At 38.9% G+C, this 6,848-nt stretch carries 6 protein-coding genes; 5 read left to right on the forward strand and 1 reads right to left on the reverse strand.

Annotated features, from left to right (window positions below):
• Positions 1–7 precede the first annotated feature (7 nt).
• Complete coding sequence (locus AWN68_RS10630; protein ID WP_157716167.1) at positions 8–1,372, forward strand: DUF5723 family protein; 1,365 nt, start codon at positions 8–10, stop codon at positions 1,370–1,372.
• A 111-nt stretch (positions 1,373–1,483) separates the two neighbouring features.
• Positions 1,484–2,278 carry a thymidylate synthase gene (locus AWN68_RS10635; RefSeq protein ID WP_068415177.1) on the forward strand — a complete coding sequence of 265 codons (795 nt, stop codon included), beginning with the start codon at positions 1,484–1,486 and terminating at the stop codon, positions 2,276–2,278.
• Here the strand turns inward: AWN68_RS10635 and AWN68_RS10640 are convergent.
• Positions 2,256–3,062, reverse strand: a complete 807-nt coding sequence (locus tag AWN68_RS10640; RefSeq protein ID WP_068415180.1) for an aminotransferase class IV — start codon at positions 3,060–3,062, stop codon at positions 2,256–2,258. The genes AWN68_RS10635 and AWN68_RS10640 overlap by 23 nt on opposite strands.
• An 82-nt stretch (positions 3,063–3,144) precedes the next feature.
• Here AWN68_RS10640 and sdaAB point away from each other — a divergent pair, with 82 nt between their 5' ends.
• Genes sdaAB through AWN68_RS10655 form a run of 3 tightly spaced genes read left to right on the forward strand, consistent with a single transcriptional unit; the run spans position 3,145 to position 6,653 of the window.
• Positions 3,145–3,822, forward strand: coding sequence for an L-serine ammonia-lyase, iron-sulfur-dependent subunit beta (gene sdaAB / locus AWN68_RS10645; RefSeq protein ID WP_068415235.1), 678 nt, complete (start codon positions 3,145–3,147; stop codon positions 3,820–3,822).
• Positions 3,823–3,835: 13 nt separating this feature from the next.
• The gene (locus AWN68_RS10650; RefSeq protein WP_068415182.1) at positions 3,836–5,284 is read left to right on the forward strand and encodes a TolC family protein; all 1,449 of its coding nucleotides are present in this window, start codon (positions 3,836–3,838) and stop codon (positions 5,282–5,284) included.
• Between the two features lies 1 nt (position 5,285).
• Positions 5,286–6,653: an efflux RND transporter periplasmic adaptor subunit gene (locus tag AWN68_RS10655; RefSeq protein ID WP_068415184.1), complete on the forward strand. Its 1,368-nt coding sequence runs from the start codon at positions 5,286–5,288 to the stop codon at positions 6,651–6,653.
• Positions 6,654–6,848: the final 195 nt, after the last annotated feature.

A 6,848-nucleotide genomic window follows, 5' to 3' on the forward strand; every position in this document is an offset into this window, starting at 1 on the left:
GAAAGCCATGAAAAAACTTCTACTAACCACAGCTCTTTTAGTATTCGCCATTCAGTTTTCTTACTCACAGGCATACTTTTCGTATTTTCAGTTGAGAGAATTGGTTCCCCAAACGCAAAGCTTACAACCAGCTTTTATCCCTAAGGGAACTTTTACATTTGGATTACCTACTGCGGGTTTTTTAGCACAATCTGATTTCAAGTTGAGAGATTTGATTTCTAAACAAAGTGGAGACGTCAATTTTGAAGTTAACTTTGATGTGATGCTAGCGGCTTCTGCGGAAATCAATACGATAAGTACAGATGTAACCGCCAATCTTTTTCATGTAGGATATAAAACAAAGAATGGAGCATATAGCCTTTTTGCTAATGCTAGAGCTTCTATAGATTTAAGATATGGTAAGGATCTAATGGAGTTCTTAGCTAATGGTAACTCTAATCGCATTGGTGCTGAAATTAACCTTTCGGACACCAGAATATTTGCAAATACGTATCATGAGATTGGTATAGGACATGCACATAAGTTCTTAGAAGATAGATTAACTGTGGGCGCAAGGGTCAAGATGATCACTGGCTTGTTTCATGCATCAACTGCTGAGGGCGCAAGCGGAACTTTGTATACTAACGAGATAGATAATAGTTGGCGTGTATCCCTCCAAAACGCAACAATAAATACTGCGGGGTTAGACTTATTGATGAATAGCGATGACTACGAGAGTAATGCTACATCAAGTTATGCCATGAGTAATCAGAACAAAACGGTTGCCTTCGATTTGGGTGCCAAGTTCAAGGTGTTGGATTGGCTTACTGTTGAGGCGGCAATGAATGATATTGGTACTATTAATTGGAAAGAGCAGGTAAGGAACTATAATACTGCCGACACAACCGTCACCATCAGTGGTATACAATTAAGAGGGCTTGAGAACTCTTCAGATTCGTTTAAAGATAGTATTCAGAATAAGTTTAGGTCTAACGAAACCCAGAAAGAGTTTAGTACCAGCTTACCAATGAAAACTTATTTGGCAGCATCGCTTTTTCTAACATCGAGAGATAAGTTTACCGTGATAGCTTTCAATAATCATGTGTTTAAAGAGATAGATCCATCTTTTGCAGTTGCATATAACCATACCGTAAATAAATTCACTTTTGGAGTTTTGGGAAGTTATAGAGGACCTCAAAATGAAGTTAACCTCGGGCTGAATCTTGCTACTGATATTGGGCCAATGCAGCTTTATCTGGCGACAGACAATATGTTGATTTCTAACAAGCCAGAGCAGTATTCTAAAATGGATTTTCGTTTTGGGCTGAATCTTATGTTTGGTTATAAAAAGTGGAGTTCTAAATCGGATGCTGTTGATTTAGACTCTCTCTAATTCTTCATAAGTCAGGCGAGTAGGGATCAAAAACCTTAGGTCAAACTTCGAATTGATCTTTAAAAGAGCTTATTTTGAGGATCAATTCTTCATTCGAAAAATGGCATATTTATGAAGCAGTACCACGACCTAATGAAACACATTCTGGAAAATGGAGTGGACAAAGGGGATAGAACAGGAACGGGTACGCGCAGTGTTTTTGGCTATCAAATGCGCTTTGATTTATCAGAGGGTTTTCCTGTGGTAACCACCAAGAAACTTCACCTGAGGTCGATCATTCATGAATTGCTTTGGTTCCTCCAAGGCGATACCAACATTAAATACCTGAAAGACAATGGTGTTTCTATTTGGGATGATTGGGCAGATGAAGATGGAGGCCTGGGGCCAGTTTATGGTTATCAGTGGAGGAATTGGCCTGCTAGAGATGGAGGAACAATCGATCAAATCACCAAACTGATCGATCAAATCAAGAAAAATCCCAACTCTAGACGTTTAATGGTGAGTGCATGGAATGTAGCTGATGTAGATCATATGGCACTTCCCCCTTGCCATGCATTGTTCCAATTCTATGTAGCGAACGGAAAACTCTCCTGTCAGCTTTATCAGCGTAGTGCCGATGTGTTTTTGGGGGTTCCGTTTAACATTGCATCGTATGCGTTATTGGTATTGATGGTGGCTCAGGTTTGTGATTTAAAGCCTGGGGAGTTCATTCATACTTTTGGTGATGCTCATCTATATAACAATCACTTAGAGCAAACAGAGCTTCAGCTATCTAGGGATTTTCGTCCTTTACCAACAATGAAGATTAACCCTGATGTGAAAAATATTTTTGACTTTAAGTTTGAAGATTTTGAGTTGGTTGGGTATGACCCTCACCCACATATTAAAGGGGCTGTAGCAGTTTAAGTAATTTCTTGAGCTTTTCTTCCGGGTTCGAATATTTCTTGTTTTCGAACGAATTGAAATAACGAATTCCACTGGCATTAGAACAGAATACAGAGTCTGCCTGTATGAGTCTTTCTGGCTTGCTCATAACTTCAGCTACTTCCAGTTTTTCTAAAATGAATCTTCTCATTATACCTTGAATGCAACCAGTTTTAAGAGATGGTGTAAATATCTCATCACCTTCAATCCAAAACAGATTTGAACTGTGGGTCTCAGCTAAATTCCCCTGATCATCCAATAAAATAATTTCGTCTAACTTTTTTTGTTGCATCTCTATGCCTGCCAATACATAAGGTAAAGCACTCATGGTCTTAGCAAATGAGATGGCAGTCTGACTAACTTTTGATGTAGTAGAAATGCCAATTGATCCACCTTCAGCAAAAGCTGGTTTGGTAGTTATTGCCACCTGTAAGAGAAAAGAAGAGACAGATTGTTGTGGGCCGTAAAGTCCTCCTTCTTCCCTCCAAACTTGGAGTCGGGTTCTTAAGTCTCCATTAAGTTGGTTTATATCAGCTAGTTGGGAGATCATGTTATTTAGTTCTTGATTTGAAAATGGAGGAGAATCAAGGTCTAAGACTTTACAGGCCCGTATTAATCTTTCAAAGTGAAAATCAGTCAAATTAATTCGGTTGGGGCCTGTAACAATTGTTTCGAACAGGCCGTCTCCATAGCAGAACGCTCGGTTTTTAGTATCGAGCATTAGGCTGTCAATTTCTATGAGTCGGGAATTAAATATCGCTTTCATGTATTCTATAAACCACTTAAACAGATTGCGAATTCAAGTAGGGGATTATTCTCTAATATTGAAAGTAGAATAAATTATGGTTATGGCTGAGCAAAGTAGTGTATTCGATATGATAGGTCCTGTAATGATAGGTCCTTCTAGCTCGCATACTGCTGGAGTAGTTAGAATTGGGCGAGTAGCGAGGAAGATTTTGGGCTGTCAGCCTGAAACTGCTGAGATTACTTTTTACAATTCATTTGCCAGAACTTATGAGGGGCATGGAAGTGATAGGGCAATTGTAGCCGGGCTTCTAGACTTTAAAACGGATGATGCTAGAATCAAAACGGCATTTGATGAGGCAGAGAAAGTAGGGTTTACCTATGGCTTTAGATCAGTGGGTAACTCGCTTACAATGCATCCGAATACTGTGAAGATCAAAGCAACCGCTAAAGAAGAAACAATTGAGGTAGTTGGTGAAAGTCGAGGTGGTGGAGTAATCAAAATAGTAAGTGTGAATGGATTTTCAACAGGCTTTAATGCCAATTTGCACACTTTGATTATTACAGCAGATGATAGAAGAGGGGTAATAGCGTTTATAGCGAACATCTTAGCTAATTCTGAATGCAACATTGCAAATATGTCGGTTAACCGGAAAGGAAAATCGGATATGGCATGTCACTGTATTGAAGCAGATTCAGGACTAGATAAAATTACAATTGAATATTTAAACCATTTAAGTTGGGTCAAAAAGGTCATTTATATACCCGATATAGATTTTTAAAAAGCAATCAAACATGATTTGGAAAAGAAAAATTTACCTGAGCCTTACAGGGCTCTTTATGCTCTTTGCGTCCTATGGTCAGCAAAATAACTGGACGCTAGAGGAGTGTATTAATTACGCATGGCAAAACAACTTGACAGTTCGTTCTAGTGAACTGAATAAGTTGAACAGTGAAATTTCGCTGAAAGAATCGAAATTTGCCCTCCTACCCAGCTTAAGTGCTGGAGGAAATGTAGGGAAGTCTTTTGGTAGAACAATTGACCCCGTAACCAACGGCTTTATTAGTACCAGCTTTGTTAGTAGTGGGGTGTCTGCTAGCACATCGGTGACATTGTTTAATGGAGGAGCGTTAAGAAACTCTATTAAAAGAAATGAGCTTAATCTTGATGCAAGTGAGTTCGATCTTCAGAAAGCTAAGAATGATATTGGTGTAACAGTAGCAACCAACTTTCTAAATGTTTTATTGGGCAGAGAGCAGTTGAAGAATGCTCAGTTTCAATTGGAGTCTTCTCAAGCGCAATTGGAAAGAACAAAAAAATTAGTGAACGCAGGATCACTTCCTATGACGAGCCAATTAGATTTGGAGTCTCAGGTTGCAACAAATGAGGTTTCAGTAGTGAACGCTGAAAACAGCTTACGTGCAGCCTCGCTTAACTTAAAGCAAGCCATGCAAATGCCTGCTGATGAGTCTTTGGAAGTTGTTGCTCCAGAAGTTTCTGTAGATCAGCTCGGTTTTATTTCTCAAAGCCCAAGTGAGATTTATAATATTGCAATGGGTGTGCAGCCAGAAATACAAAGTGCTGAGCTAGGAGTGAAAACTAGTGAAATAGGAGTGGATATTGCTAAAAGTGCTTTTCTTCCAAGTTTGAGTTTGAGAGGTAGTGTTTCCACTAACCATTCTGGAAGGGCTAGGCAGTTGATTGGAACGCAAGATGTTACTGTTCCTGCAAAGAACATTGGTTTTGTAGAAGGAACTAATCAATCTGTTTTTTCAAATCCAAGTCAACAGACTATACCTGTTTACGCAGAGAACTATGGTGTATTCAATCAGTATGATGACAACCTCGGTCAGTCAGTTTCAATAAATTTGAGCGTACCAATTTTCAGTAAGTACTCTAACAGTGCGAATCTACAAAGGGCTCAAATCACTAAGCAGCGTGCCGAGATAACGTCAATGAACACGAGAAATCAACTGAGGCAAAGTATAGAGTCAGCTTATAACAGTGCTTTAGCAGCATTAAATACATATAATGCGACACTTAAGCGTGTAACGGCATTAGAAGAGTCGTTCAGAGCTACTGAACAACGGTTCAATGTAGGTGACGTAAACAACCTTGATTACCAAATTGCGAGCAATAACTTGTTTTCAGCGAGAGCGGATTTAATTCGAAACAAATACGAGTACATTTTTAGAACAAAGATTTTAGATTTCTATTTAGGGAACCCAATTACATTACAATAACATGGCTAAGAAAAAGAAAGGATCAAATAAACTAATCTATATACTGTTAGTAGCAGTAGTGCTGATTTTAGTAGTTGCCGTGGTTGGCAAACAAGCGGGCTTTATAGGCCAGGCTAAAACGTTAAAAGTTCAGATGGCATCTGCCAAAAAAGCTACTATTATAGAGAAGGTAACTGCCTCTGGTGTAGTTCAGCCTGTAACGGAAATCAAACTTAGCCCAGATGTGGCAGGAGAGATTATTGAATTGAATGTTGAAGAAGGAGATTTTGTAACCGAAGGAATGATTTTGGTTAAAATTAGACCTGACAACTTGCAATCTGCATTGGAAAGAGCGAGAGCAAACCTGAATCAGCAGAAAGCCAACTTGGCGTCTAGCATTGCTCAAGTAGCAAGAAACGAAGCACAATTACTTCAGTCTAAACAAGCTTTTGAACGTTCTGAGCAATTAAGAAAAGAGAATGTAATCTCTGAATCTGATTTCGAAACGGCTAAGGCTAATTATGAAGTAGCTAAAAAGAATTTGGATGCTGCTAAAGAAAGCGTTAACGCTTCTGAGTATGTAATTAAGTCAAGTCAAGCTACGGTAGAGGAGGCAGAAGAAAACGTAAGACTTACTGTGGTAAGAGCACCATCTTCTGGAACTGTATCGAAACTAGATGTTGAAAAAGGAGAGCGTGTGGTTGGAACTCAGCAAATGGCGGGTACTGAAATGATGCGTATTGCAGACTTGACAATGATGGAAGTGAGAGTTGATGTAAACGAAAACGATATCATCAGAGTAACTCAAGGTGACACGGCTATCATTGATGTTGATTCATATAGCTCAATGGATAAAGAATTCAGAGGAATAGTAACTTCAATCGCTAATACGGCAAATGCTAAATCATCTGCAGATGCAGTAACAGAATTCGAAGTGAAAATCAGAATCCTGAATGAGTCATTTGCAGACTTACTTTCTGAGATTAAAAGTGCTTCTCCATTCAGGCCAGGAATGACTGCCAGTGTTGAAATCATTACCAACACAAAATCGGGAGTTCTTTCTGTTCCATTGTCGGCTGTAACTACGAGAAACCCAAATGCAAAAGTAACAGAGGGTCAGACCACAGGAACCAATGCTGTTGTGACTACAAATGCCTCATCAAAGGATGAAACCAAAGAAGTGGTGTTTATTGATGAAGGTGGAAAAGCCAAAATGGTTGTAGTGAAAACCGGTATCAGTGATTACGACAATATTGAAGTATTGGAAGGTTTGAAAGAAGGAGATGTTGTAGTTTCTGGTCCATTCTTAGTAGTGTCTAAAACTATCAAAGAAGGTGATTTGATTGAGAAAACTGCGGCTAAAAACTTTGGTGCCACATCTAATAATTAAGATCAAGAGAGGCCTTTAAAGGCCGTCTGAAAGTATATTTATCCCTGTAAGTGATTTTGCGTACAGGGATTTTTTTTGACTTGAATTATTGGCAATCTCGTTTATGACAAACAACAAGCTCTTTTGTCATCTTATGATTTGAAAACCAAGGAGCAACTGTTATAGATTCCTAACCTGATTTCTCAAAGGCTTTTG

This window comes from Roseivirga echinicomitans (assembly GCF_001592935.1).
GTDB lineage: Bacteria > Bacteroidota > Bacteroidia > Cytophagales > Cyclobacteriaceae > Roseivirga > Roseivirga echinicomitans.